Source organism: Armatimonas rosea (assembly GCF_014202505.1).
In the GTDB taxonomy this organism is placed as follows: Bacteria; Armatimonadota; Armatimonadia; order Armatimonadales; family Armatimonadaceae; genus Armatimonas; species Armatimonas rosea.
Genome location: NZ_JACHGW010000003.1, coordinates 127,652 through 152,227, shown reverse-complemented (window position 1 = coordinate 152,227; position 24,576 = coordinate 127,652). Strand labels below are relative to the sequence as shown.

Here is a 24,576-nt window from a genome sequence, read left to right as displayed (position 1 = left end):
CCATGCGAAATCGACTCTCTCTAGCTGCCCTGACACTCTTGCCCCTGCTCGCCAGTGGGGCACGAGCACAGACAGAGCTCACCAAGGCCGATAGCTTCCTCCGTCCTGTACTGGCTCGTGCCTCTAACCAGAGTGCGGGCTGGACCTCGGTGGTGGTGAAGTTTTCCGGCAAGCTCGATAGCAACCAGCGCCAGCAGCTCACGGCGCTCCAAGCAGACACCTACCGCAACCTGGAGCTGATCGGCTCAGCGGGGGTGCGGCTTCCGACCCGGAACCTCAAGGCCCTCGCCGCCCTCCCGTTTGTGGAGCACCTCTCCGCCGACACGACTGTCAAGAAAAGCGATGAGTTCATCACCGAGCACTCCAATGCTAAGGCGGTCTGGAACGACTTTGGCTACGCCGGCTGGGGAGTCAATGTGGCGGTGCTGGACAGCGGGATCAAGGACAACCATCCCGATATGGCAGGCGGTGTGATCGCCAATGCCAACTTCAACGCCAGTGGCAATACGGAGGATCCCTGCGGCCACGGGACCCATGTCGCGGGCATTATCGCCGGCTTTGGCTGTGCCTCGTCGGGGCCAGGCAGCTTCCGCACGTTCTACGGAGTCGCACCGGGAGCCTACCTGGTGGATGTCACGGTCCTCGATGGCAAGGGCCAAGGCAGTGTCACCGATGTGATCGCGGGGATCCAGTGGGTGATCGCCAATAAGACCGCGCTCAATATTCGCATCCTCAACCTCTCGCTTGGGCACCCTGTTGGGGAGAGCTACAAGACCGACCCGCTCTGCCAGGCTGTCGAGGCCGCGTGGAAGGCCGGAATTGTCGTGGTCTGTGCCGCGGGCAATACGGGGCGCCAGAGCGATACGGCGCAAGCGGGCCAGCTCAACGAGGGCTACGGGATCAACTACGGCTCGATCCAGTCGCCGGGCAACGACCCGTATGTCATCACGGTTGGAGCGGTCAAGAATGTCGATGGCAACCGGGCCAACGATAAGCTCGCGACCTACTCCAGCCGTGGCCCCAGCCGCCTCGACTTTATCCTCAAGCCTGATCTTGTCGCCCCCGGCAACCAAGTGATCTCCACTCTCTCAAATACCAGCTATCTCGCGACAACCTACGGTGCAACCAACGCGGTCAAGCAGACCGAGTACAAGACCGGCCGCGATACCAGCTCGCGCTTCTACTTCCGGCTCTCCGGGACCTCGATGGCGGCTCCGGTAGTCTCCGGGGCGGCGGCGATCTTGCTGGAGAAAGAGCCCTGGCTCACCCCCGACACGATCAAGGCACGCCTCATGCTCTCCGCCGACAAAGTGAGCGATAAAGGCGGCCTCTACACCGATCCCTGCTCCTATGGCGCGGGGATGCTCAATATCTACAACGCCATCCAGAGCACCGCCGTGGCCACCGCCCCCGCCGTGAGCCCCAACCTCTACCAGGATGGCGCTGGCAATGTCTACATCAATACCAGTAGCATGCTCGGGGGCACTCAGGTGATCTGGGGGGTCAATGGGGTCAATAACCTCAAGGTGGTCTGGGGCAACCAGGTGATCTGGGGAACCAGTGCCAATATCCTCAATGCCAGCCAGGTGATCTGGGGCAGTGCGGTCTGGAGCAACCAGGTGATCTGGGGAACCAATACCAACACGGTTGATCTCAGCAGTAAGGCGATTCGGGGAGAGTAAACCCTACGGGCGGTAGTACTCGGGGTACTTGGCACGGTCGAAGGCCTGCTTGCCAAAACGCTCGTAGAGAAAGCTGGAAGCCATCCAGATCATCCCGATCTCGACCAGCACTAGAAAGAGCTCCGGATGCCCTTCCGCGCGGTACGGCTGCGTGGGAAGGGCATTCGCTTTTTCGGGATACGGTGGCTGCCAGATCGGCCCAAAGGTGACCCAGCGAGCTCCGTTCACATCTTCGCGAATGACATAGGGCGGAAACGCCACCAGAAGCAAGACCAGAGCGACAACAGAGCTACGCAATAGACGCTGAGCAGAGTTCATTCTTTTGTCCCCACGGTAAAAATCTTAAAACCTTTACCACTGTACCATTAATGGGCGATATGGTGCCGTATGAGCTACAAAGACGCCTGTTGCCGCCATGAGAGTGGTGGCTACTATACCCTCGACCTGCGTGAGCTGGGGCTAGAGAAACCTGCACGTCTCTTCTTCACCGAAAAACTCTTCGGGCAGCTAGAAGAATCCGTGTTTTCTCAGCTCGCCTGGGCCGCCACCTACCCCGGTGTCAAGGACCTCGTGCTTACCCCCGATGCCCATGTCGGTAACTGTGTCCCCGTCGGCTGCGTGGTCGCCACCGATGGTACGCTGCTCCTCGCCCCGATTGGCTTCGATATTGGCTGCGGCATCCTCTGCTTCAAGTCCGATGTGCCCCACACCAAGGGACTCGATGAGAAGCTCCGGCGCAAGTTCAGCGAGGAAGTGATGCGGCGCATTGGCCTCGGGGTTGGGCAGCGCGGCAGCATCTCTGTCTCAAACAAGCAGTTTCAGGAGATCATCCGCACCGGTGCCGCCGCCCTAGGCTACGAGCGGGAGAACTCCGAGCGGGACTTTCTGCCGGTCGATGATGGCTGGGAGGCACCCGAGCGGGCGTTCAACCGCGGGATCGGGCAGCTGGGGAGCCTGGGGGGCGGGAACCACTTCGCCGAGCTCCAGTACGACCAAGACGGCTACCTCTGGGTGATGGTGCACACGGGCTCGCGCGGCTTTGGGTTCCAGCTAGCACAGCACTACATGTACGCCGCCCGTGACGAGGTCAAGGACCGTAGCGGTCTGGGGGTGGAGGCGACCTACATCAAGCCCGACTCCAAGCTCTGGTGGGGCTACAAGAATGCGGTCTCCGCCGGGGCAAACTTCGCGATCGCCAACCGACTTTTTCTCTGGGAGCAGATCGGCACGGCGTTTCGGCGGGTCTTTGGCAAGGAGCCCGAGCTGGTCTACGAGATCAGCCACAACCTCGCACAGCCGGAGAAAACCCCGGACGGCGACGATGCCTGGGTACACCGAAAAGGCGCGACCCGGGCCTACCCCGCAGGCCACCCGGAGCTGGTCGGGACCAAGTGGGAGACCACCGGCCACCCCGTGCTCATCCCCGGCTCGATGGGCGACAAGAGCTACATCCTGCGCGCCCGCCCCGGGGCCGCCAACGCGCTCTGGAGTGTCAACCACGGTTGCGGGCGCAAGATGAGCCGCGGTGCCGCCAAGCAGAGCCTCACCCAGAGCGGTGTCAACCGCCAGATGAAGGCACTCAATGTCCTGGTCAACGCTGGCGGCAATGTCCCCATCGACGAGTCCCCCGATGTCTACAAGCCCGCCAAGGACGTGATCGACGCCGTGGTCGCCGCCGATCTTGCCACGGTCGAGACCACGCTCACCCCCATTGCCAGCATCAAGGGTGTGGATTAAAGCGGGTGTCTGCTCAGGTGCTGGGTGTCATGGACGACACCGGCCCGCTTCGCTTCTGGCGCAAGCGCCGCACAGTCGCTCCGCGACATGAGATGGGATGTCGCGGAGCGACTTTGTGGCAGGATGCCAGAAGCGAAGCGGAGCCCCCCTCGTTCATGAGGGCGTGGCATTAAAATTGCGTCCACTTGAGCACATGCGACACCTTTTCTTTGTTTTTGTAGCCACACTCTCTCTCTTATCGCTGGGCCGCCCTGGCCGGGCAGAGGTCACCGCGATGACGCTGGGGATTCAGATGAACTGCCCCTACGGGCTCGCGGCGTGATGGCCCAATGTCCGTGAAGGACTCCTACGCCTGTCAGGCGTAGCCAACGTACCCCAGACCGCCGACTTTGCGACCTCGACGGCAACCTTGACGCTGACGTCGGGCCGTGTGCCCAGTGAAAAAGCGATCAAGACCTACCTGGAAGACACGCTCCAGATCGGTGCTCATCTCTACGGCATCGAGCTGAGTGTCGTAGGAACGGTTCAGAAGCAGGGCGAGACGCTCTGGCTGGTGAGCCGCAAGACCGGCGAGCGCCTGCCCCTGGTGCCGCTGACCCAGAAAGTCCAGTGGGACACCAAGGGCAAGTGCGCCGCACCCCTCCTCGACTCCGAGCGGAGCACCTACGCACGCCTCCAAACCCTTGTCGGCAAGCCCGTTACCGTCACCGGCCCGCTCCGTGCCGGACAGCTGGAGGTGCGCCTCCTCTCCCCCCTCTCGTCCCCCCTCTCGAAAGGAACCCCCTAGACCATGTCTCGTCTTCTCCGCATGGGTGCGGCTCTCTGCCTCCTTGCCGCTCCCTCGCTACTCCCCCGCACCGCGCTCGCGCAGACCAACGTGCTGGGTGAGTGGGGGCCGCTCCAGCAGTGGCCGATCCGCTCGATCCACAGCGCAATGCTCCCCACGGGCAAGGTGCTATTCTGGACCCGCACCCCCGAGGGCACCCAGCCGCGCCTCTACGACCCGACCACCAACACGCTGGCCGCCATCAACGGCCCCGGCTACGAAGAGTTTTGCTCGTCGCACAACTTCCTCCCGGACGGCACCCTGCTGATCCTGGGCGGACACAACACCCAAGACGGCGACGGCCTCCCCTACGCCAGTGTCTATGATCCCTTTACCAATACCTACACCCGCAAGGCCAATATGAACGCCGGGCGCTGGTACCCCAGCTCCGTGATGCTAGGAAGCGGCGATGTGGTGGTGATGGCGGGAACCTACGGCACGACCTCCACCCACAACGACCTGCCCCAGGTCTACTCCAACGGCACCTGGCGCGACCTCACCACCGCCCGCCAGATCGTCCCCCTCTACCCGGATATCGTCCCCGCACCCAATGGCAAGCTCTTCATGCTCGGGCCCAACCAGATGTCGCAGTACCTGGACACGGCGGGGACGGGCGCTTGGAGCAATGTCGGCAACCGGACCTTTGGCAACCGCGACTACGGCTTCTACTGCCAGTACGAGACCGGCAAGATTCTCTACGGTGGCGGCGGCGACCCACCCACCCGCTCGGCCGAGGTGATCGACCTCAACCAGGCTGCGCCCACCTGGCGTGCGGTCGGGCAGCTGGGGACGGCGCGGCGGCAGGCCAACTGCCTACTCCTCCCCGATGGCAAGGTACTGATCACGGGGGGGACATCGGGGGCGGGCTTTAACAACCTCACCACCCCCGTTCTCACCGCCGAGCTCTGGGACCCGGCCACGGAGCAGTTCACCGCGCTGGCTAGTATGGTCGGCAACCGCTGGTACCACTCCACCACCGTCCTGCTCCCCGATGGCCGCGTGCTCTCATCGGGCGGCGACAACAACCTCAGCATGGAGCTCTACTCGCCCCCGTATCTCTTCAAAGGTGCGCGTCCCACGATCACCAGTGCTCCCAGTGTGGTGGGAATGAACCAGAGCTTCGTGGTCCAGACCCCCGATGCCACCGGAATCTCCGCCGTCAACCTGGTCAAGCTCTCGTCGGTGACCCACTCCAACAACTTCGACCAGCGCATTGTCAAGCTGAGCTTCACCAAGCAGACCGGCCAGGTGACCGCCACCACGCCCAGCACGGTGGTGAACATGCCCCCGGGCTACTACATGCTCTTTGTCCTCAACAGCTCCGGCGTCCCCTCAGTCGCCAAGATGGTGCGGGTCGATCCGCAGTATGTCCCCGGCACCGGCACCGGCCTGCGCGGCGAGTACTTCACCAACTACAACTACAGCTTCACCGGCGCGCCCACCCTCACCCGTGTGGATGCGACGGTCAACTTTGACTGGGGAGTCGGCGCACCCGGAACCGGGCTCGGGATCAATGGCTTCTCCACCCGCTGGAGCGGCCAGGTCCAAGCGCCGGTGAGCGGCAGCTACACCTTCACCACCAACTCCGACGACGGTATCCGGCTGTGGGTCAACGGGCAGCAGCTCATCAATAACTGGACCGACCATGGCCCGACCCTCAACTCCGGGACACTCACACTCACCGCGGGGCAGCGCTACGACATCAAGCTGGAGTACTACGAGAACGGGGGCGGTGCGATCGCGCAGCTGTTCTGGAGCTACCCCGGCCAAGCCCAGCAGATCGTCCCTGCCAGCGCTCTCTACCCCGCCGCCGTGGCCTTTACTCTCAGCGGCACTGCAGGAAACCAGCAGGCGAGCCTGAGCTGGACTCCCTACCCAGGTGCGGCAAGCTACACCCTCCAGCGTGCCACCGCCGCAGCAGGCCCCTTCACGACAGTCGTCTCGGGGCTCACGGCAACCAGCGCCACGGATACCGGACGGACCAATGGGACGACCTACTACTACCGTGTCCAGGCACTCAGTGGGACGACCGTCCTGGCAACGACCAATGTCGCCAGCGTGACCCCCAGTGGCTCGGTCGGACCGGGGACGGGAACCGGGCTGACGGCGCAGTACTTCAACAACCTCACCCTCACGGGGACACCTATTGTCACCCGGGTGGAGCCGGGAATCGACTTTAGCTGGGTCACGACCGCACTGGCCCCAGGCGTCAATGTCGATGGCTTCTCCACGCGCTGGAGTGGCTTTGTGCAGCCCCGCTACTCGGGAGTCTACACGTTTACCACCACCTCAGACGATGGCGTTCGGCTCTGGGTCAATGGGCAGCAGCTGGTCAATAACTGGACCGACCACGGGCCGACGGAGAACGCGGGGACGATCACCCTGGTGGCGGGGCAGAAGTACGCGGTCACGGTGGAGTACTACGACAGCTCGGGCGGGGCGACCCTCAAGCTGGAGTGGGAGCACGCGCTTCAGCCACGGCAGATTATCCCCAAAGAGCAGCTCTACATCAACTAACCTCCCCCAACAGGCCGGGGCACCCACCCCGGCCTGGAAAGCTCTGTTTTTATGGTCTCTGTCTTTCTCTGTGCCCTCGCGCTGACAGCTCCCCAGCCCCCAATATCCGTGCGTGTCACCCCCGAGCGCCAGCTCCGTCTCGCGCCCGTGACAAGCCAGCCCTTGCGTGAGGTTCTCGCGGCGCTGGAGCCCTTGGTGGCCGCGCAGCTCACCGCCGATGAGGCCACAGGCAAGCTCCCCGTCACGCAAGAGGGACGCCCCCTCTCCCCCGAGCGCCTGCTTCTCTCGCTCACCCGCCAGACCTCGGCACGCCTTGTGGTGCGCTACTGCTTCATTCCCACCGATTCCCTGCCCCCACGTGAGCGCCGCCTGCCGCTCTTTTTAGACCGCACGGTCACGACGCAGCGTGATCTCCCCCTCACGCTCGCCGCCTTTGGGAGCCGCCAGGGGCTGCTCTTTGAAGGCCCGGAGAGCCTGCCTCCCCTCAAGCTGCGCTTCCAGCAGGAGCCGCTCATTCGGGTTCTCGACACACTCGCCAAGCGTACTCAGACCCGCTGGGAGGTGCGTGTTCGGCTGGAAGGGGGCGCACCGGCGGGGCGCGTCACCGACGATGCCACGCGCTACGATCGGCTCCAGCGCGACTTTCAGGGGCTGGTGCAGCTCTCGGACAGCGAGCGGGAACAGGAGCTGAGCGAGGGACTTACCCGTGCACTCGCCCTCGCGCCCGTACCGCGTACCTTTGCTCTGGAGCAGCTCACGAGCCAGCTGGAGGGAGTGAGCGCTCTCTACCGCGCCATCCCCGACGAGCACCGGGAGCGTCTCACCCCGCTCTACCAGAGCCTTGCCCAGAGCTACCAGAGCGCCTTTGCCCCCCTCCGCCCGAGCGACCAAGACACCCTCGCGGCGGTTCGCCGCGCACTCGATGCGCTTCTCCAGCAGCTTCGTTAACAAGTGTGCTGTCTGGTGCGATAGTGAAGCATGTCACTCACGTACGTCCCGCTCCTCCAGAAGCAGCTGGAGCTCTACACGCTCCCCCGTGGCACCGAGCGCTTCCAGAGCTATCTCAAGACCATGGTCAACGAGACCGGCGACGCTATCGACGTCGCACCGCTGATGGCGATGAACCCGATGGGCAAGGCGCACTGCAACGCACTCCTGGAAGCGTATCTCGCCCCTGAGATTGACGCCGAGCGCCTCGCCGAGGAGACGCTGGCAGAGCTCCCCACCGACGCCGCGCTCCGTGTCTCACTGGTCTTGGTGGACGATGCCAAGGGCGGCTGGACAAACCGCACTGACTACGAGTACAAGCTCCGCACCCAGCTAGCGGCGACACTCCGGCGCTTGGGCTGGCTCTCGGTGATGCTCTGGACCAGCGGCACACCAAGTGCTGAAGCGGTGGTCGAAGCCACCCGCACCACGCTCCACCGTGCCCTCCATGTCCTCACCCACGGCGACCCGACGACGCTCCGAGAGGTTCTCCAGCACGAAGCCGCCGCCCAGACTCAGTTCCCGACACTCGATCCCGAAGAGCTCGCCTACACCTGCGAGATTCTCACGCCGCTCCTAGATACCCCCACTGCCAACATGCCCGTGGTTGTCGCGGCGCTCTTTGGCGATAGCGCCGCTACGAGCCTGGGCTACCCGCCGCTCGGGCTCAGCGACAACGCGGGGCTTGCGCTTGCGACTCAGGGCTCTCTAGTCTAGCGTGAGCGGCTGAATCCAGGTATTGCGAAAGCGCACGGGGTTGTTGTGCCCCTGAAACAGAATCGGCCGAGGCTCCGGGCCCTCTTTTTGCCCCGCGCCCGTCTTGCGCGGAATCGCGTAGTCATCGTGGATCAGCTGCTGGTTCTGATAGACCGTCACCCGCGCGTTCTCCGTCTTTGTCTCCCCCGTGAAGCGAGCCGCCCGAAAGACAATGTCGTAGCTCTGCCACTCGCCCGCCTTCTTGCTGACCAGCCGATCCGGCTTCTTGAGCTGGTAGACACTGCCGCCATAGCTGGCCTTGTAGTCCTTCTCCGCGACCCCGTAGGAGTTGAGGATCTGGATCTCGTAGCGCTGCTGAATATAGATCCCCGAGTTGCCGTTCTTCTCGGGATCGGCGACATCCTTGACCTCATTGACACTGAACTCGACATGCAGGCGAAAGTCCCGGTAGGTGTCTTTGGTCACGAGGCTCTCCCAGCCCTGTGGGGCGGTGAGCACCCCCTTCTCAAAGACCCAGCGCGTGGGCGCCTCTTTCTCGGGGACAAGCGCATAGCCCGCCTCCCCGATCAACGAGATCGCATCCGCCGGCCTGCCCGTCTTGTTGATGTCAATCACTCCCCGAGTCGAGCCCGCGTGCGGCTTCTCTTGTGCGCTGGCGCAGAGGGCGCAGAGAAGCACCCCTAGCGCGGCGAGCGGCGTTCTTATCGTGTCTTTCATGGCGTTCCTTATACCCGGACAACGAGTCCTCGGGAGACTATTGTAACCCCTCTGCCTTCAAAACGTCCTGTGGCACCACGACAAGCTGCTCCGCGAACCAGTAGGCATCAAAGTAGCGACGGGTCTCCACGATATAGACAAACTGCCTTCGGTAGTAGTGCCACTCCACCCGTAGCACCCGCCGTGCCCGCTCAGGTTTCCCCCGTAGCCGCACCCACGTTCCGGGTGTCAGGGTCGGATCAGGAGAGTCCCGCCGCCCCGGCTCACTCGGCAACAGCGCACTTTTTTTGGGAAAATACTGCCACCAGGGTGTCGCCGTCTTCATCCCTACCTCTCCCCCCGCGACGGCTCAGAAAGCGTCGCGAGTAGCACCTGAAGCTCTGGTAGAATCGCCTCCAGACTATCGGTCGGCTCCAGCTTCTCTTCCATCACGTAACAAATCTTCAGAGCAGGATCGTAGTCGAGGCGCTTCCATTCCCGGTAGATCGCGGCGAGTCCGGCCTGCGGGGAGAGTTCGCCGGCAATCGTCCGCCGAGCCAGATCACACGTCTGTTCATAGGGAAAGCGCTCCGGGTTGGGAGCCTCCAGCCCCAAGGCAAAGAGCACACGCCGCAGAGAGCTCTCGACCTCCCAGCGGCTCAGCGGCCCGCGCAGAACCGCCAGAATCTGCACGCTCTCGTCAGTCACTCCCTGCTCCAGAAGCCAGAGCGCCCAGTCCACAAACGGCTCCCCATGACGCGCGTGCAACCGCGGCTCCCAAGCATCCCGCGCCGCGGCACGATCCAGCTCCAACTGCCAGCGTTCTTTCATGCCTCTTTATCGGTTTAACACCCTCCGTTCGTAAATTTGATATAACAAACCGATGTGGAAGCGGGACTGGAAAGAGCGCTCGGACAATGAGCTGGTGGCGGCGTGCCTTGTCGGGGAGGCGGCGGCGTGGGAGGCTCTGATCCTGCGCTACCAGCGGCTGATCTTTCACATTCCGCTGCGTATGGGTTTTGGGCAGGCCGATGCCGAGGATATCTTTCAAAATGTCAGCCTCAAGCTCTGCCTGCACCTGAGCGAGCTACGCGACACCGAGCGCCTGGCGGGCTGGATCGCACAAGTCGCGCGACAGGAGGGCCTGCGGCTGCTCCGACGCAAGCCCACCACGGGCCTGGAAGATGCCGAGGCCCTCGCCGATGCGCGGCTCCCGGAAGAAGACCTACTACAGGCGGAGCAAGCGCAGCTCGTGCGGCAGGCGCTGGAGCTGCTGCCGGAGAGGTGCCAGAAGCTACTGGGCCTGCTCTACGCCGAGGAAGCCGCGCCCTACGCCGAGGTCTCACAGCAGCTGGGGATTCCCGTGGGCAGTATCGGGCCACAGCGCGCACGCTGCCTGGAGCGGCTGAAAAAAAAGTGGGAGGAGCTGGAGCCGTAGGTGTATTTTCCGGCACCCCTGCGGGTTCTGTTGAGAGGTTATGGAAAAATTCACGGATGAGTGGCTAGAGACAACCCTGCGAAGAGCGCTGGCAGAAGAGCCGCGGCCGTCGCAGGACGCTGTCGGCTTTGCTCTGGGGCTGGCGCGCATGCTCCCCAAGCCCAGCCGGCCGTCGCTCCTGGCACGCCTTGTCTCCGGCGGTCAGCCGCTCGCGACGGCGCGTGGCGGCGAGGCACAGCAGCGCCTCTACGAGACCGATAGCCACCTGATCACGCTCTGGGACGAGGCCGATGCCGGCACCAGCCGCTATCTCATTGGGCAGGTCTACGACAAGGTCAGCGGGCCGCTCATTCCCACCACCGTGACTCTTCTCTCGGCACAGAGCCCGGAGCAAGACGCGCGTCAGGAAGGGAGCGAGTTCCATATCGCGGCGGTCGCGCCCGGCACCTACGCCCTCCGCTGCGCCCTGCTCGACACCGATATCCTCCTCCCCGAGATCGAGGTAGGCGGGTAGCCATGGACGCGCTGGCGGAGGCGCGTTCGCTCCGGCAACAGGGTCGCCACGAAGACGCGCTCCTTGCCTTTGCGCGCGCCGTACAAGAGGCAACCGACGCCGGCGAGACGCTCCGGGCCGCGCAGGTGCGGATCGGAGAGATCGACAGCCTTGGCATGCTGGGGCGCTACGACGAGGCCATTGCCCTGGCCCAGACACTACAGCCGCAGCTCCCGCCACGCGATGCCGCCCGCGTCCTGGGGAACCTAGGGAGCCTCCACCTGCGCCGGGACGAGTACAGCGCCGCTCTCGCCTGCTACGACAAGGCAAGCGGCCTCGACTCCGACCCGCGCCTCCAGGCAGGCCTCGCGGTCAATGCCGGGATCGCGCTGACCTACCTGGGCCGCGCCGACGAGGCCGAGGGGCGCTATGCCCTGGCCCGAGAGTGCTACGAGACCCTGGGCTCCGCCTTCGATGCCGCGGTTGTCACCACCAACCTGGGGTTTCTCAGTGTCAGTGCAGGCCGCTACGCCCGTGCGCTGGCCCTGCTCACTGAGGCGCGAGAGACGTTTCAGCAAGAGGCCGCCGAGCACGAGCAGGCACGCGCCGCGATCGACCTGGCCGAGACCTACCGCGCCCTCAACCTGCTCCCCGAGGCACTGGCCCACTACGAGAGCGCGCGGGCGATCTTCGACCAGCTCCCCCTCGACTACGACCGTGCTCGGGGCGCGCTGGGGCAGGCGGCGGTCTTTGCCCAGCAGGGGCGCAACGACGATGCCGAGGCGCGGCTCACCGAGGCCGAGGCGCTCTTTGTGGCGCAGGGCAATGCAGTACAACAGGCCCATGTCCAGCTCCTGCGCGCCCTCTTGCGCCAGCGCCAGGGCCGCACCGACGAGGCACGACAGGCAGCAGAGGCCGCACGCGACGGCTTCGCCGCCGCACAGCTCCCCGGCTGGGTCGCGGAGGCGCAGCTGGTCCTGGGGGAGGGCCTGGAAGAGGTCGCAGCGCTCGCACGCACCACGGGTCGGGTCTGGCTGGAGAGCCGCGCCGAGCGCGCCTTGGGTCTGCAAGCCCCCGATCGCACGCAAGCCCTGGAGCACCTACGCCGTAGCGTGAGCGCGCTGGAGAGCCTCCGTGCCGGGATCGCCCCCGAGGAGCTCCATGTCGCCTTCCTCTCCGATAAAGAGGCGGTCTACGGGGAGCTGGCGAGCCTGCTGCTCCAAGGCGTCTCCACCGAGAGCGAGCTCGCCGAGGCCCTCACGGTCACCGAGCGCTCCCGCTCCCGCCTGCTGCTAGAGCGTGTCCTCGCGGTCGCCACCCAGCTACCGTCGAGCCCCGCCCTGGAGACCCTCCGCGCCGAGCTCAGCCGCGCCTACCGCGAGACTCTCCCTCAAGACCCCAGCGAGCCCCAGCGTCATGGCCTGGTCGCCCGCGATCTCTCGCAGCTGGAGTCCGCCTACGCCCAGGCACTCCGCCAGAGTGAGCTCTCCCAGCTCCTCCCCCAGAGCATCTTTCAGAGCACCCTCCCGGACCTCGCGAGCCTCCAGGCAGCCCTCGCCCCCGACGAGACCCTCCTGGTCTACGGGCGCTTCGGCCAGAGCCTTGGGGCGTTTGTTCTGGAGCGGGAGCGCCTGAGCGCTGTCCCCCACCTCGCCTCCCTCACCGAGCTCCAGCACGCCGCGCGCCGCTTCCGCTACCACCTGCAAAAGATGGCCGGCGCTCCCAGCCTTCGTCCCCTCCTCGCGCCCGCCCTCAAGACCGAGCTGGATGCGGTCCTAGGGCAGCTCTACGACCTCAGCTTTCGCCCGCTCGCGGAGAAGATTCGCACCGAGCGGCTGATCGTCGTTCCCACCGGTCCCCTCCACGGCCTGCCCCTCGCCGCCCTACACGACGGCACTGCCTATCTTCTGGACCGTCATGAACTCGTGGTCACGCCCAGTGCGGCGGTCTGGCACACGCTCTCCCAGCGCAGGGCAAGCTCGACCCTACGCACCGGCCCCGCGCTCTTAGTCAGCCTCCCCAGCGTGGGAACCGAGCAGGCCCAAGCGGAAGTCGAAGCAATTACCCCGTGTCTCACGGGGGTGACGACACTGACGGGGAGCGCGGCGACCCTCGAAGCAGTCCAGGCGGCGAGTGCGGGGAAGGCGATCCTGCACCTGGCCACCCACGCGCTCTTCCGCCAGGACAACCCGCTCTTCTCGGGCCTACAGCTCGCCGATGGCTGGCTGCTCGCACGGGACCTCTACGGGCTGCGCCTCGACGCGGACCTGGTGACCCTCTCGGCCTGCCAGACCGCCGTGGCGCAGATCGGGGCGGGAGAGGAGCCTTTTGGGCTGGTGCGCGGCTTTCTGGCGGCGGGGGCACAGCGGGTGGCCGCGAGCCTCTGGCCCGCCGACGATGCAGCGACGGCGACCCTGATGGCGGATTTTTACGAACGGCTCGCCGAGGGAAGATCCCCTGCGGGAGCACTACGGGCGGCGCAACAAGCCCTCCAGAGGCAGCGTCCGCACCCGTACTACTGGGCAGCGTTTTGCTTGCTAGGAAGTGGATAATCAAGACATGATGACGAGATCAGCATTTGCACTCCTGGGGCTCGCACTGGTGAGCCTCGCTCTCCAAGGCTGCGGCGGAAGCAGCGGCACGACAAGCCCCACGCCCACCCCGTCTCCGACTCCCTCGCCCAACAGCGCGCTGGCTCGGGGGATTGTCCTACGGCTCCAGCCCGGGGTCGACCCTGCGGCACTCGCACGTGAGTACGGCCTCACCCTCGCGGATGGCGAGTCCGACGGCAGCCTCTACCAGTTCCGGCAGCGCGACGACGACCACGAGGACCGGGGGAGCCTCACAGCGCGGATGCTCAAGGACCCCCGCTTCACCGATGCGGAGCCCGACGACGGCGTGCGCTGCCCCGAGGGCGGGAGTGTCACCGGCGACCCGATCCATGTCCCGTTTGACTTTGTCGGCACTTCCGATAGTAGCTATGTCTCGCTGTCGAGCAACTACGGTGCGTCGACGGTCAACCCCAACCCAAGCCTGCAAGTCGGGCTGAGCGTCTCGCGCAGTGTCCGCCGTAGCAGCTCCGTGACGGTTGCGGTGCTCGATACGGGGGTCGAGGCGAGCCACCCGACGCTCAGTGGGCACCTGACCACGGGCTACAACGCCATCACCCCCACAGCCGCCCCCGACGATAGTGCCGACGGCTCCCAGAACCAGGCGCGAGGCCACGGGACCATGGTCGCGGGCGTGATTGCACAGGTCGCCCCCGATGCCAGGATCATGCCGGTGCGGGTGCTCAACGCCGACGGCACCGGGACGGTCTTTGACGTGGTCCGGGGGCTGCGCTGGGCGGTCTCCCACGGCGCGAGCGTGGTCAACCTGAGCTTTGGAACCCCCACGGCCTCACGAACCCTGCAGAATGCAATCCAGGATGCCCGCAAAGCCGGGGTCGTGGTTGTCGCCTCCGCCGGCAACGCCGGCAAGGAGCAGCGCGACTACCCCGCCGGCTTCAGCGATGCGATCGCAGTCGCCGCCGTGGATAGCACCGACCAGAAGTCCAGCTTCTCCAACTACGGCTCCCATGTCGCCCTCTCCGCCCCGGGCACCGCTATCCGTAGCACCTATATCGGCGGCGGGTTTGCCACGTGGTCCGGCACGAGCTTTGCGGCACCGTTTGTCTCCGGTGCCGCCGCGCTGGTCCGCGCCGCCAGCCCGAGCCTGCCCGCCGATAAAGTGGGCGATGCCCTCACCAAGAGCGCGCGCTCGGTGGACAGTGTCAACCCCAGCTACGCCGGGCGCATCGGCAAGGGCGTGCTCAATATCCCCGGGGCGCTTGCGGTGAAGCCGTAGACATCCCCAGGAACCGGTGGGTCGGGCCGGGGTAAGGGACGCCCTTGCCCTTGACACTCTCCCAGATCACCTTATTGAGGGTCTGCTCCTCGGCCTGGTCGAGGTGGTCGGGCTCGTCGAGGTCCAGCTCCGCCGACTCCTTGGCCTCGCTCGTGCCGCCGGGGTTCTTGGCATTCAGGTCGATCTTGGGCGGGCGGCAGGTGTAGGGAGTGGTGTCGGGCTTGGTGCCGAAGCTGGCCCAGAGCGGGGTGGCACTGGCATCAAAGACCGAGAGCGGCGGCACGTTCAGGATCAGCTCCATCGAGCGCAAGAACGAGCAGGTGGTGTAGAAAGTCGAGTCCACGCGCCCCAAGCGGGTGTAGGGCGAGACCACCAGCCCCACAGTTCGGTGGGCATCGACATGATCAGGGCCGTTCTGGGCATCGTCCTCGATAATGAAGATCGCCAGCTTGCTCCAGTACTTGCTCTTGCTACACGCCTCCACAATCTTGCCGATTCCTTGGTCGTTGGACGCCACCGAGGCCTTGGGGGTAAACGCACCCGCGGTCGCGCCCCGGGTGTGGTCCTCGGAGAGCGCCATGACCATGAACTTGGGGAGGTTGTTGTTCTTCTCAAACTCGGCCAGCTCACGGATAAAGATATCGGCGGCCTTGGAGTCGCGCTCGCCCTTGGCACGGGCGGCGGCCCACTCCTCGCTCTGGTTCTTCTTGGTGTGGTAGTAGTAGGTCCGGTAGCTCACCCCAGCGCGCTGGCAGGCGTCCCAGATCTTCCCCGACGGTGTCATCGAGAGCGGGTCGCCCGAGTCGCCGCCATTGAGCGGGGGTGCGCCCTTGCCGCCGTACTGCGCGGGCCAGGTGCGCTGCATGAAGTCCGGGACAATCCCCGCGTTGCTCCAGTGGTGGCCGTCCACACTCACCTCGCCAGAGCAGTAGAGGTTGTCCAGCGTGACGTACTCACGGGCCAGCGCGTGGTGGTTGGGGGTGACATCCTCGCCGAACAGACAGAGGCTCTTATCGCCGTTGCCCTTGCCCAGGTCGCCCAGCACCTGGTCGTAGGTGCGGTTCTCCTTGATGATGTAGAGCACGTGCTCAATGGGAGACCTCTCCCCGAGCTTGCTGGGAATCGCGCTACTGCCGGGCTTGGGCTCGCGGACCTTGGGGACATTGGCAAGGCACTTGCGCGTGTGGTCGGCGAGCTGCTTGGCATCGGGGGTCGGGACCGTGGAGACCACGCCACTGAGCAGGCTCAGGATATACGAAAAGCCGCGGGCGTACTCGGGGTCGGGCTTCTCGCTGGGGTTTGCCCCCGTACCGACTCCCTTACTACTGCCGATAAAGAGCTTCTTCCCATCACTGGAGACCGTCACCGTGGTCGGGTAGTGTGCGGTGGGAATGAACCCAGCGACCTTGCTCCCGCCCCGGCGCTCGGTGGCGATCACGGCGACCGCGTTGATATCCGAGCAGGCGACATAGAGGGTCTTTTCGTCGGGGGAGAGCGCCAGCGACGACGGCGTAGCCCCCGGCGAGCTCTGCTGAGGCAGGCGCGTGACAATCTTCTCCAGCTGCGGCGAGTCCTCATCGCGCACCGACGCCGAGACATCGAGGTTGGCAAAGTCAAACACATAGACCGAGTCGTCGTTGCCACACGAGACAAAGAGCCGGCCATCGGAGGCGAGCAGGAGGTCGTTGGGATGCGCCCCCACTTTCAGGGTCCGCTTGGTCTCCAGGGTCGCCGCATCCAGCACCAGCACCTGCGCCTTGCCCCAGAGCGCACAGAGGAGATACTTTCCGTCCGCGGTCGGCCTCAGCGCCCCCGGCCTTGCGCCGTCCTCTAGCTCCCGCTCGATCTTCTCCGTGCCATCGGTATTCAGCGCGACAATCGTATCGCTCGTGAGATCGGCGGCGTAGAGGCGCTTGCCACTGGGAGCCAGGGTAATTCCCCCCAGATAGACCCCGCTCTGGCGCTTTGCCTTCTTTGTCCCCGCCGCAATGGGCTTGGTGTCGAGCACGGTCAGCGGCGCTCCGGGCGCGTAGCTGCCATCGGCCTGCTTGGTCAAGACCTGGATCAGCCCGGAGTTCCCGCCACAGATAAAGAGAGTCCCACCATCGGGCGACCAGACCAGCCCCGCGTGGGTTCGCCCAAACTTCACCTGCTGCTTCAGCGCCCCGGTCGCCGTGTCGATCAGGCTGACCCCGTGTGCCGCGCCGCCGCCATTGGTCACCGCAAGGAGCTGGCCATCGGGCCGAAGCGCCGCAGAGAGCAGCGTGTCCCCCATCGTCGCATGTGCCGACCCCACGGGAGAGATCGTCCAGCCCGTCGCCGCCAGCCGCAGCGAGCCGCCCTTGAGGATATCCAGCCGCTGCCGCGCGACCAGCGCCGTGCTCGTGCCAAGGATCAGGGCTCCACTCAGAGCCAGGGTGCGTTTGCTTATCATGCCCCGATTGTAGCGCAGTTTGCCCGGAGAAAGATTAAATTCTGCCACCACAACCGGGGCCGCTCCCCCAGCGCTATAATAGCGACATGACCATCCGAAGCCAGCGCCGCCTCGGCATGCTTGCGATTTTCAACGGAGCGGCCCTCCTGATCGCGTCGCGTCTGCTGCCCCTCGACGATCCCTTTGGTGACCGAGCACGAATCTTTCAGATCAGCGGCACGGCCCTGACTCTCATCGGGTTGGTCGCCCTCCTCGGAATCGCCGAGTGGGGTAAAGGAATGGAGCCAAAGTGGAGTGGCGTGCTTCGCATCAGCCTCGGGCTTTGTCTAGCGCTCTTTGGCACCTTCCTCAACCTTTCCTCGTTCAGCAAGAGCTGGGGTTTCCTCTCAATTCCACTGACTCTGGTAGCAACGATACTGTTGACTATCGGTTGGTGCCGTCGCTAGCGAGGCAGCTCTAGGGTATCGCTAGAGCGGGCCGTGCGAATCTCTTGGACGATGCGTCCTTGAAAGACCACAAACGCTCCCGCGAGCTGGAACACATCCCCTACCGGCAGGCCGCCGCCGTTGCGTGTGGTCATCGCGATTCCCTTGAGCCAGAAACGCGGTGTGAAGACCTCCCACCAGCGCATCCGCTGCAGACCAAATGCCTTGTAGAGCTGCTGTCTCGGGTCCGCGAAGCGCGGCAGATCGCCCAAGCCGAAGCTGGCGAAGAACGGCGCGGCCTGCGCCTCGCTCGCCATGTGCACCAAGGCAAGCTGGATACCGGTCGCCTCGATCCCCGCACGCCGGGTCGCCAGAATCCGTAGCACCTCGCGGCAGAACGGGCAGCCGAGGTGGCGTGTAAAGACAATCATGGTCGGCTTGCGGGCCGTGAGCGCCTCCAGTGTCTCCCCCGTCTGTGCCTGCGCCCCGAGCACACGGGAATCCAGTTGTGTCTCCTGCATAGAACCTGCCTATAAGTTTACCTGAACGACACTCCCAGGCGATACAGCACTGATGAACCACGACCCGCGCCTGACACGCCTCGATGCCTTCCGGCTCAAAGTGAACAACCCACAGGGCATTGCCACGACTCTCTTTGCCAGCGACGATGTCCCGGTCGAGGCCAATGCGGTCTCCGAGCTGCTTGAGATGCTGACACTCCAGGAGTCCGTGGAGGCCTTCGCCGACGCGCTCCCGGAGAGCTTCGACGAGGCACCGGGCATTGAACAAGTGGCGCTCACGCCGGACTTTCACAAGGCACGCGGCGTCCCCGTGGGCACCGTGCTCGCTACCCGCGGCTTTGTGGTGCCCCAGGCAATCGGCAGCGACATCAACTGCGGCATGCGCCTGCACCTCACGGGGCTCGATGCGGAGACCATTTTGAGCAAGCGCGAGGAGCTGGACACGACCTTTCGGCATCTGTACTTCGAAGGGGGTCGTAATATCCCCATGACCGGCACGCAGCGCCGGGCGCTCTTCACCGAGGGGATCACCGGCCTGCTGAACACGGTTCCCAAGTCTCAGGATGAGGGCACCTGGGCGCTCTTCCACGACCTGCCCATCGCCGACGAGCTAGGGCGGATCGACCACCAGGGAAGCCCCAAGGCGGAGCGTGTCTTCGCCCTCGACGACTTTATCGGCCAGCCGGGCACCCTCAGCCGGGACAACCAGATCGGCAGTATCGGCGGCGGCAACCACTTTGTGGAGGTTCAGCGGGTCGAGAAGATCCTGGACGGGACGACCGCGCACGCTTGGGGGATTAAGCCGGGCATGGTGACCGTCATGGTGCACACGGGCTCGGTGGGGATCGGGCACCTCTGTGGTAATTACTACCGCGATGTCGTGCGCCAGCTCTACCCCGCGACACTCAAGCATCCCGCCAACGGCATCTTCCTCCTCCCCGAGGGCGAGCGCTTTCGTGCCGAGGCAGCGCTCTTCTGGGACGCCTTCCACAACGCGGCCAGCTTCGCCTTTGCCAACCGGATGTTTCTCGCCCTGATCGCCCTACGCGGCCTCTTTACGGTCTGCGGCGAGAGCGAATCGTCGCTGCTCTACGACGCTCCCCACAACTACCTCTGGCGCGAGGCAAGCGGCCAAGTACTCCACCGCAAGGGCGCGTGTCCGGCGCGCGGCTACGAGACAATGGCGGGTACGGAGTTTGCCTACACGGGCGAGCCCGTTCTGGTCCCCGGTTCTATGGGCACGAGCAGCTTTCTCCTTGCCGGGCGCGGCAACCCCGAGTCGCTGAGTAGCGCCAGCCACGGTGCCGGCCGCGCCCTCTCCCGCGGCGATGCGCTCCACGGCCACGAAGCAGAGTTTCAGGCGTTCCTAGAGCGCTTTCGTATCGTCACTCCGACAGACCTGCGCCGGCAGGATGTCAAGAGCCGCCGCGACATTGTGGAGAAAAAGCTCGATGAGATCCGCCAGGAAGCCCCCTACGCCTTCAAAGGAATCGGCCCCATCGTCGAGACCCTCCACGGCGCACAGATCGCCCAGCCCGTCGCCGAGCTCACCCCCCTGATGACGATCAAGGGGTAGTGGGATCAATCCACAGACGCTGAAGAAACTTACCGTCCAGATGATCAAAATCTCTGTCAGTAGTGACAATAGTCGCGCCCGAGGTATGGGCCGCAGCAGCAATCCAGAGATCGTTTTTGCCCATACGAAAACCTTTGCGACGACTGTAACTATCCAATAGGGCATATGAATCGAGATCAAGAGGATCAATTGTGATCATCTCGAAGTAGCCCAACAAGTAGGTAAGCTGTTTGCGGCGTTCTTCTCCCCAGCTACGTTGCTCCGCAAATGAGAGGGACTCGCCATGCGAAACAATATGGACAAGAGGGATTGGTAGAGCAAGCATCGGATCACAGAGAGAAACAATCTGTGCCCAGACATCACTGCGGCGTGCGCCATGAATTAGGATATTGGTATCTAGTAACAAAAGGCTCATGAGAGTTCTTCAAGAGCTGCTAAAATCTCAGTGTCATCATCGTCAATGTCTGCCATACAGCCGACAAAAACATCGGTGAGAGTTTTGCCTTCGGGAAGTGGACGGCCAGGAATAATTTTACTCCGGCGTTCATGGTGCATGGCCTCAATTTCTTCCTGAGGCCGATTCAAGTACTTTTCCAGTCGCTCTTCAAAACTTGCGGGGGCAGGGATCGTCTGTGGCATTGGTGCTTCCTCCTGGTTGGCATTATATCGCCGGCGGAGGTCGCTTCGGGAGCGTTCAGGTAAAATGCACCATGCTTCGCTCTCTCCTCGCTCTCTTGACTCTCTGCCTTGCCCTTCCGACTCTTGCCCGAAACGATGACTCGCTGGCGCGGGTGAAGGCGCGCGGTGTGCTGAAGCTCGCCACCGATGCGACCTACCCGCCCTTTGAGTACATGGAGAACGGGAAAGTGGTGGGATTCGATGCCGAGCTTGCCGCAGAGCTGGGGCGCGAGCTGGGTGTGCAGGTAGAGCTGGTCTCGATGGAGTGGTCGGGGGTCTTTGCGGCGGTCGAGACCCAGAAGTGCGACCTGGTGATCTCGGGGGTGACCATCACGGCGGAGCGCAAGAAAGGCAATGGCTTCACGCGCCCCTACTTCCTCTCGGGGCAGGTGATCGCGCGTAAGAAAGGCACGAGCTTTGCCAAACCCAGCGATATCCTTCCCGAAGGGCGCACGGCGGCGGTGCAGCAAGAGACCACGGGGCAGTTTGCGATGGAGAAAGCAGGAGTCCCCAAGGAGCGCCTGCACCGCTTCGATACCCTGCAAGACGGCCTGATGGACGTCAAAAACGGCAAGTCCGACGTGGCGGTGGGCGATGAGCCCGCGCTGGCAGAGATCATCCGAAAGGGCTACCCCGAGCTGGAGCTGGCTCCCGGCGGGCCGTTTGTCGAGGAGAACCTGGGAATTGTCGCCAAGAAAGACGCGCTCACGCTCTTAGCGGCACTGAACCTGGCGCTGGAGCGTATCGTGGTTGATGGCCGCTACGCTCGCATCTATGAGAAGTGGATGCACAAGCCGTTTACCTTGGCAGGTATCGCCAAGCTGGAGGCGGTCAAGGGCGATGGGACGCCGATTCCCGCAGAGCTCCTGACCACAGCAACCAAAGCGGTCGCGGTGGAGGCAGGTGCTCCTGCCCAAGGCGGGGCGCTGACCATCCGCCCAAAGCTCCTGCTCCAGTCTCTCCCGCTCCTGCTCAAGGGTGCGCTACTGACCCTGGAGCTGACCCTGATCACGCTGGTGCTGGGGGTGCCGCTGGGCCTCGGGATCGCGCTGGTGCGGCTGGGGCGAGTCGCACCGCTACGGACCCTGGCGATTGCCTATGTCGAGGCCGTGCGCGGAACTCCCTTGCTGATGCAGATCTACGTCATCTACTTTGTCTTCCCCGCCGTGGGAATCTCGCTCAATCCGTTTGTGGCGGGCGTGATGGCGCTCTCGCTCAATGCAGCGGCCTATGCCAGTGAGATCTTCCGGGCGGGAATAGAGAGCATCGATACCGGCCAGCGCGAGGCCGCGCGGGCGCTCGGCATGACCAGCGGCCAGGCCATGCGCTTCGTCATCCTGCCCCAGACCTTCCAGCGGGTTCTGCCTCCCCTCACCAACGAGGCAGTCGCGCTGCTGAAGGACTCGTCGCTGGTCTCGGTCGTGGCGCTCACGGAGCTCATGCGTGTCGGAAAAGAGCTCGCCACGACCGCAGGTGCCCCGACCACGATCTATCTGGCGGTCGCCGTGATCTACCTCGCCATGACACTTCCTCTCACGGCGATTGTGCGACGCCTCGAAACCCACCCTCTAAAATGAGGTGCTGGCACGGACACCCATTGTACAAAGAACTGCTATAATTACCTAGCCTTATCCGACCAAGACGTTTCAGATCTCAAGAGGCCCTGAAAGGTAACGATCTCGTGCGCTCCCTCTCTATCACACACCTGACCACCGCACTCGCAACACTAACTCTCCTAGCCCCCACAGCCTATGCGGGCACGGCTGTCGTTCCCAGCGCGTTCACCAATGCAGAGGGCAACAGCAGCTATCTGATCACCCCGACATTCTCTGTTACCTACCAGCAGGTCTATGCGAGTAGCCTCTTGACGAGCCTCGTTCCTGGCACCCAGCTCACGGGGATGCGCTTCCGCGCCGATGGTGGCTGGCACGCCCTTTCGTCGGCGAGCTACAACTTTGCGACCTTTGATGTCCGTATCGGCACCTCAACCCGCACCCCGGGGAGCCTTAGTGCAACCATCGCGGATAACTTAGGGGCAGACACGATCCAGGCACGGTCGGGCTCGCTCTTCTGGGCGGCAGGAAGCTTTCCAAGCGACACCAGCCCTAGCTCCTTTGGTCCTCTGATCGACTTCACGACTCCTTATACCTACCTGGGGGGAGATCTCTTGCTGACTGTCAGCCACAGCGCAGGCGGCGGAGACACCCTCCTCTGGGATGCAGCTCAAGGGTCAGGAAGTGCCATTCCCTCCCGGGCGGAGTACCGCCAGACAGCGGGTGTGGTTGGGAGCACCACCACCACGACAAGCACAAACTCCTACGCACTCGTGGTGCAGTTTGAGACCATCGTCCCCACCGCCTCATCGCCCGAGCCTGGGACACTGGCACTTCTTGGGCTAGGGGGTCTCTTGCTCCCTTATGGCTTGCGCCGCAGACGGTAAAAAAAAGGGCCTGACAGAGACTGTCAGGCCCGACGGAGGAAGTGTTAGAGGCAACTGTAAAACGCGAAGGCTAGTCGTCGCTACCGCCGCGACCACCACGCAGGGAGTCATTTCCCCAGCCGTGGTCGTTGATGGCATCGCCGCCACCGCCACGCTCGGCGGCGTCACGGAAGCTATGGGCCTCCCCGACCTTACCCGGGCCGTCCTTGGTAGGATCGAAGGCACGTGCTTTTGTGGCGGTCAGTGTGTTGGTCGTTGCATCGTAGGTGCCCTCGACTCCAACATTGGGGGTGGTTGCCAGCGCGGTGTAGAAGTCCGCGGCGGCCAGGGTTGCGCCCTTGTCCCCACGGAAGACCGTCGAGGCATTGGTCACCACATTGACCGTGGTCCCCGAGACCGTGAAGCCCCCGGCGCGCTTGATGGTCAGGGTAAAGGTCCCCGCACTCGCATTCAGTGCCGATGCTGTCCCTGCCGCACGGGGCGTCTTGCGGTCATCGGAGCTGCTCCCCGTGCCACGCACCTCAAGCTTGGTGGCAACCAGGGTCTGGGCGGTGGTATCCAGGGTTCCCTCGACCTCGACACGGGCTCCTTCGGTCAGGGCCGCACCATAGAGAGCCGTGGCGGCAGTCGTGGTCACCGCGACTGTCTGGCCGCTCCCCATGGTCAGCGTGAAGGTGTAGTTAGGTGCAGTTCCCGCAAGGCCACTGATGGTCCCGTGGTAGTCGTCTTTCTCATGACGGGCCGGGTCGCTGAGCCCTGCACCGTCGCCCTCGACCACGGAGGGCAGGATCTTGCTCCCTGAGATCACAAAGCGTGCCAGGTCGAAGTCGATACAGACATTGGTTGCGGTGCTGCTAATGGTCTTGGGGGAGCGGAAGGTCACCGGGATCACCGCGTTGCCATTGGCATCACGGGCGACACTCGCATCGACGGTCAGCGATGTCCCCGTGGTCTGGCCGGTCTTGATCAGCTGCATGGTCGAGCCCACGGTGACGCTCACTCCGGTGTAGGTTCCGGCGGGGACACTGGCGCTACTCAGGAAGGAGTAGCGTGCGCCGCTCGCATCTCGGAGGGTGCGCAGGTCGATCAGTACGCCCGCGCTGTTATCGAAGACCACGACCGGAGCCCCGCCGCCCTGGGGAGTCAGCTCCACATGATAGATCGTCGCCCAGACATGGCCGTAGTCCTCGCGGGGGCTATCGGTCAGTAGAATTGTCGCGCGGCTGCCGGTTACGACGGAGCTTCCGGCGCTCCCACCACCGCATCCCGCAAGCGCCACAGCGCCCATCACAAGGCTCAGCGCGGTAATCTTCATGAGTTTCATGTACATCGTTCTCCATTCCGAGGGTTCGGATTCACTGAGAAAGAATACACCATCTTAGTGAAAAATACAGAGCGCCCCAAGTTTTTTCTTTCTGTCGGAAATCGTGTGAGCCCAGCACGGAAATCGTGCGGCTTTGGGGCCTTCGGCCGCGCCTGCGGCGACCAGCTCTACAGCCCTATAAAAAGTACCGACGAGGAACGAGGAGGCGGCACAAAGTGCCCCATAGCCCCGAGGTTTAC

General features: G+C 64.1%; 24 protein-coding genes. 15 read left to right on the top strand and 9 right to left on the bottom strand.

The window, feature by feature from the left end; all coding sequences use genetic code 11:
• The first annotated feature begins 2 nt into the window (after nucleotides 1–2).
• Nucleotides 3–1,682: a S8 family peptidase gene (locus tag HNQ39_RS15745; RefSeq protein ID WP_184198211.1), complete on the top strand. Its 1,680-nt coding sequence runs from the start codon at nucleotides 3–5 to the stop codon at nucleotides 1,680–1,682.
• Nucleotides 1,683–1,685: 3 nt separating this feature from the next.
• Here the strand turns inward: HNQ39_RS15745 and HNQ39_RS15740 are convergent, their stop codons facing one another.
• Nucleotides 1,686–2,000 carry a hypothetical protein gene (locus HNQ39_RS15740; protein ID WP_184198207.1) on the bottom strand — a complete coding sequence of 105 codons (315 nt, stop codon included), beginning with the start codon at nucleotides 1,998–2,000 and terminating at the stop codon, nucleotides 1,686–1,688.
• A gap of 69 nt (nucleotides 2,001–2,069) precedes the next feature.
• Here HNQ39_RS15740 and HNQ39_RS15735 point away from each other — a divergent pair, with 69 nt between their 5' ends.
• The 6 genes from HNQ39_RS15735 to HNQ39_RS15715 all read left to right on the top strand — a co-directional run bounded on the left by HNQ39_RS15735 (nucleotide 2,070) and on the right by HNQ39_RS15715 (nucleotide 8,466).
• Nucleotides 2,070–3,419: an RtcB family protein gene (locus HNQ39_RS15735; RefSeq protein ID WP_184198204.1), complete on the top strand. Its 1,350-nt coding sequence runs from the start codon at nucleotides 2,070–2,072 to the stop codon at nucleotides 3,417–3,419.
• Between the two features lie 193 nt (nucleotides 3,420–3,612).
• Nucleotides 3,613–3,741, top strand: a complete 129-nt coding sequence (locus HNQ39_RS30300; protein WP_281380280.1) for a hypothetical protein — start codon at nucleotides 3,613–3,615, stop codon at nucleotides 3,739–3,741.
• 108 nt (nucleotides 3,742–3,849) lie between these two features.
• The gene (locus HNQ39_RS15730) at nucleotides 3,850–4,206 is read left to right on the top strand and encodes a hypothetical protein (protein ID WP_184198202.1); all 357 of its coding nucleotides are present in this window, start codon (nucleotides 3,850–3,852) and stop codon (nucleotides 4,204–4,206) included.
• A 3-nt stretch (nucleotides 4,207–4,209) separates the two neighbouring features.
• Entirely contained in the window at nucleotides 4,210–6,762 is a 2,553-nt protein-coding gene (locus HNQ39_RS15725) for a PA14 domain-containing protein (RefSeq protein ID WP_184198199.1), read from the top strand.
• 51 nt (nucleotides 6,763–6,813) lie between these two features.
• Entirely contained in the window at nucleotides 6,814–7,710 is an 897-nt protein-coding gene (locus HNQ39_RS15720) for a hypothetical protein (RefSeq protein WP_184198196.1), read from the top strand.
• A gap of 30 nt (nucleotides 7,711–7,740) precedes the next feature.
• On the top strand, nucleotides 7,741–8,466 hold the full coding sequence (locus HNQ39_RS15715; RefSeq protein WP_184198193.1) for a hypothetical protein: 726 nt from the start codon (nucleotides 7,741–7,743) through the stop codon (nucleotides 8,464–8,466).
• Here HNQ39_RS15715 and HNQ39_RS15710 read toward each other — a convergent pair.
• Genes HNQ39_RS15710 through HNQ39_RS15700 form a run of 3 tightly spaced genes read right to left on the bottom strand, consistent with a single transcriptional unit; the run spans nucleotide 8,458 to nucleotide 9,993 of the window.
• Nucleotides 8,458–9,183, bottom strand: a complete 726-nt coding sequence (locus HNQ39_RS15710) for a 3-keto-disaccharide hydrolase (RefSeq protein WP_184198190.1) — start codon at nucleotides 9,181–9,183, stop codon at nucleotides 8,458–8,460. The genes HNQ39_RS15715 and HNQ39_RS15710 overlap by 9 nt on opposite strands.
• Nucleotides 9,184–9,220: 37 nt before the next feature.
• Nucleotides 9,221–9,508, bottom strand: a complete 288-nt coding sequence (locus HNQ39_RS15705; protein ID WP_184198187.1) for a hypothetical protein — start codon at nucleotides 9,506–9,508, stop codon at nucleotides 9,221–9,223.
• A 2-nt stretch (nucleotides 9,509–9,510) separates the two neighbouring features.
• Nucleotides 9,511–9,993, bottom strand: coding sequence for a hypothetical protein (locus HNQ39_RS15700; RefSeq protein ID WP_184198184.1), 483 nt, complete (start codon nucleotides 9,991–9,993; stop codon nucleotides 9,511–9,513).
• A 52-nt stretch (nucleotides 9,994–10,045) separates the two neighbouring features.
• Here HNQ39_RS15700 and HNQ39_RS15695 point away from each other — a divergent pair, with 52 nt between their 5' ends.
• Genes HNQ39_RS15695 through HNQ39_RS15680 form a run of 4 tightly spaced genes read left to right on the top strand, consistent with a single transcriptional unit; the run spans nucleotide 10,046 to nucleotide 14,939 of the window.
• The gene (locus HNQ39_RS15695) at nucleotides 10,046–10,600 is read left to right on the top strand and encodes an RNA polymerase sigma factor (RefSeq protein ID WP_184198181.1); all 555 of its coding nucleotides are present in this window, start codon (nucleotides 10,046–10,048) and stop codon (nucleotides 10,598–10,600) included.
• Between the two features lie 40 nt (nucleotides 10,601–10,640).
• The gene (locus HNQ39_RS15690) at nucleotides 10,641–11,114 is read left to right on the top strand and encodes a hypothetical protein (RefSeq protein ID WP_184198178.1); all 474 of its coding nucleotides are present in this window, start codon (nucleotides 10,641–10,643) and stop codon (nucleotides 11,112–11,114) included.
• 2 nt (nucleotides 11,115–11,116) lie between these two features.
• Nucleotides 11,117–13,645, top strand: a complete 2,529-nt coding sequence (locus HNQ39_RS15685; protein WP_184198175.1) for a CHAT domain-containing protein — start codon at nucleotides 11,117–11,119, stop codon at nucleotides 13,643–13,645.
• A gap of 7 nt (nucleotides 13,646–13,652) precedes the next feature.
• Entirely contained in the window at nucleotides 13,653–14,939 is a 1,287-nt protein-coding gene (locus HNQ39_RS15680; RefSeq protein WP_184198173.1) for a S8 family serine peptidase, read from the top strand.
• Here HNQ39_RS15680 and HNQ39_RS15675 read toward each other — a convergent pair.
• Entirely contained in the window at nucleotides 14,905–17,373 is a 2,469-nt protein-coding gene (locus HNQ39_RS15675) for a bifunctional YncE family protein/alkaline phosphatase family protein (RefSeq protein WP_184198170.1), read from the bottom strand. The two genes, HNQ39_RS15680 and HNQ39_RS15675, sit on opposite strands and share 35 nt — an antisense overlap.
• Before the next feature lie 86 nt (nucleotides 17,374–17,459).
• On the opposite strand from HNQ39_RS15675, the gene HNQ39_RS15670 reads away from it, so the two are divergent.
• Entirely contained in the window at nucleotides 17,460–17,819 is a 360-nt protein-coding gene (locus tag HNQ39_RS15670; protein WP_184198168.1) for a hypothetical protein, read from the top strand.
• On the opposite strand, the gene HNQ39_RS15665 is transcribed toward HNQ39_RS15670, so the two are convergent.
• Nucleotides 17,816–18,319: an AhpC/TSA family protein gene (locus HNQ39_RS15665; protein WP_184198165.1), complete on the bottom strand. Its 504-nt coding sequence runs from the start codon at nucleotides 18,317–18,319 to the stop codon at nucleotides 17,816–17,818. The two genes, HNQ39_RS15670 and HNQ39_RS15665, sit on opposite strands and share 4 nt — an antisense overlap.
• A gap of 52 nt (nucleotides 18,320–18,371) precedes the next feature.
• Here HNQ39_RS15665 and HNQ39_RS15660 point away from each other — a divergent pair, with 52 nt between their 5' ends.
• A complete protein-coding gene (locus HNQ39_RS15660; protein WP_184198162.1) occupies nucleotides 18,372–19,895 on the top strand; it encodes an RtcB family protein in 1,524 nt (507 codons plus the stop codon).
• Here the strand turns inward: HNQ39_RS15660 and HNQ39_RS15655 are convergent.
• Nucleotides 19,885–20,310, bottom strand: coding sequence for a type II toxin-antitoxin system VapC family toxin (locus HNQ39_RS15655; RefSeq protein ID WP_184198159.1), 426 nt, complete (start codon nucleotides 20,308–20,310; stop codon nucleotides 19,885–19,887). The two genes, HNQ39_RS15660 and HNQ39_RS15655, sit on opposite strands and share 11 nt — an antisense overlap.
• On the bottom strand, nucleotides 20,307–20,534 hold the full coding sequence (locus HNQ39_RS15650; protein ID WP_184198156.1) for a hypothetical protein: 228 nt from the start codon (nucleotides 20,532–20,534) through the stop codon (nucleotides 20,307–20,309). The genes HNQ39_RS15655 and HNQ39_RS15650 overlap by 4 nt, the downstream gene beginning before the upstream one ends.
• A 71-nt stretch (nucleotides 20,535–20,605) precedes the next feature.
• Between HNQ39_RS15650 and HNQ39_RS15645 the strand changes: the two genes are divergently transcribed.
• Together HNQ39_RS15645 and HNQ39_RS15640 are read left to right on the top strand one after the other, a co-directional pair.
• The gene (locus HNQ39_RS15645) at nucleotides 20,606–22,150 is read left to right on the top strand and encodes an ABC transporter substrate-binding protein/permease (protein ID WP_184198153.1); all 1,545 of its coding nucleotides are present in this window, start codon (nucleotides 20,606–20,608) and stop codon (nucleotides 22,148–22,150) included.
• Nucleotides 22,151–22,254: 104 nt separating this feature from the next.
• Entirely contained in the window at nucleotides 22,255–23,013 is a 759-nt protein-coding gene (locus HNQ39_RS15640; protein WP_184198150.1) for a PEP-CTERM sorting domain-containing protein, read from the top strand.
• A 70-nt stretch (nucleotides 23,014–23,083) separates the two neighbouring features.
• Here the strand turns inward: HNQ39_RS15640 and HNQ39_RS15635 are convergent, their stop codons facing one another.
• Nucleotides 23,084–24,337, bottom strand: a complete 1,254-nt coding sequence (locus tag HNQ39_RS15635) for a DUF4382 domain-containing protein (RefSeq protein ID WP_184198147.1) — start codon at nucleotides 24,335–24,337, stop codon at nucleotides 23,084–23,086.
• Between the last annotated feature and the right edge of the window lie 239 nt (nucleotides 24,338–24,576).

Bases quoted from the DNA above. Each gene is read 5' to 3' on its own strand.
- HNQ39_RS15745 (WP_184198211.1), top strand. From the start codon at position 3: ATGCGAAATCGACTCTCTCTAGCTGCCCTGACACTCTTGCCCCTGCTC.
- HNQ39_RS15740 (WP_184198207.1), bottom strand. From the start codon at position 2,000: ATGAACTCTGCTCAGCGTCTATTGCGTAGCTCTGTTGTCGCTCTGGTC.
- HNQ39_RS15735 (WP_184198204.1), top strand. From the start codon at position 2,070: ATGAGCTACAAAGACGCCTGTTGCCGCCATGAGAGTGGTGGCTACTAT.
- HNQ39_RS30300 (WP_281380280.1), top strand. From the start codon at position 3,613: ATGCGACACCTTTTCTTTGTTTTTGTAGCCACACTCTCTCTCTTATCG.
- HNQ39_RS15725 (WP_184198199.1), top strand. From the start codon at position 4,210: ATGTCTCGTCTTCTCCGCATGGGTGCGGCTCTCTGCCTCCTTGCCGCT.
- HNQ39_RS15720 (WP_184198196.1), top strand. From the start codon at position 6,814: ATGGTCTCTGTCTTTCTCTGTGCCCTCGCGCTGACAGCTCCCCAGCCC.
- HNQ39_RS15715 (WP_184198193.1), top strand. From the start codon at position 7,741: ATGTCACTCACGTACGTCCCGCTCCTCCAGAAGCAGCTGGAGCTCTAC.
- HNQ39_RS15710 (WP_184198190.1), bottom strand. From the start codon at position 9,183: ATGAAAGACACGATAAGAACGCCGCTCGCCGCGCTAGGGGTGCTTCTC.
- HNQ39_RS15705 (WP_184198187.1), bottom strand. From the start codon at position 9,508: ATGAAGACGGCGACACCCTGGTGGCAGTATTTTCCCAAAAAAAGTGCG.
- HNQ39_RS15700 (WP_184198184.1), bottom strand. From the start codon at position 9,993: ATGAAAGAACGCTGGCAGTTGGAGCTGGATCGTGCCGCGGCGCGGGAT.
- HNQ39_RS15695 (WP_184198181.1), top strand. From the start codon at position 10,046: ATGTGGAAGCGGGACTGGAAAGAGCGCTCGGACAATGAGCTGGTGGCG.
- HNQ39_RS15690 (WP_184198178.1), top strand. From the start codon at position 10,641: ATGGAAAAATTCACGGATGAGTGGCTAGAGACAACCCTGCGAAGAGCG.
- HNQ39_RS15685 (WP_184198175.1), top strand. From the start codon at position 11,117: ATGGACGCGCTGGCGGAGGCGCGTTCGCTCCGGCAACAGGGTCGCCAC.
- HNQ39_RS15680 (WP_184198173.1), top strand. From the start codon at position 13,653: ATGATGACGAGATCAGCATTTGCACTCCTGGGGCTCGCACTGGTGAGC.
- HNQ39_RS15675 (WP_184198170.1), bottom strand. From the start codon at position 17,373: ATGATAAGCAAACGCACCCTGGCTCTGAGTGGAGCCCTGATCCTTGGC.
- HNQ39_RS15670 (WP_184198168.1), top strand. From the start codon at position 17,460: ATGACCATCCGAAGCCAGCGCCGCCTCGGCATGCTTGCGATTTTCAAC.
- HNQ39_RS15665 (WP_184198165.1), bottom strand. From the start codon at position 18,319: ATGCAGGAGACACAACTGGATTCCCGTGTGCTCGGGGCGCAGGCACAG.
- HNQ39_RS15660 (WP_184198162.1), top strand. From the start codon at position 18,372: ATGAACCACGACCCGCGCCTGACACGCCTCGATGCCTTCCGGCTCAAA.
- HNQ39_RS15655 (WP_184198159.1), bottom strand. From the start codon at position 20,310: ATGAGCCTTTTGTTACTAGATACCAATATCCTAATTCATGGCGCACGC.
- HNQ39_RS15650 (WP_184198156.1), bottom strand. From the start codon at position 20,534: ATGCCACAGACGATCCCTGCCCCCGCAAGTTTTGAAGAGCGACTGGAA.
- HNQ39_RS15645 (WP_184198153.1), top strand. From the start codon at position 20,606: ATGCTTCGCTCTCTCCTCGCTCTCTTGACTCTCTGCCTTGCCCTTCCG.
- HNQ39_RS15635 (WP_184198147.1), bottom strand. From the start codon at position 24,337: ATGAAACTCATGAAGATTACCGCGCTGAGCCTTGTGATGGGCGCTGTG.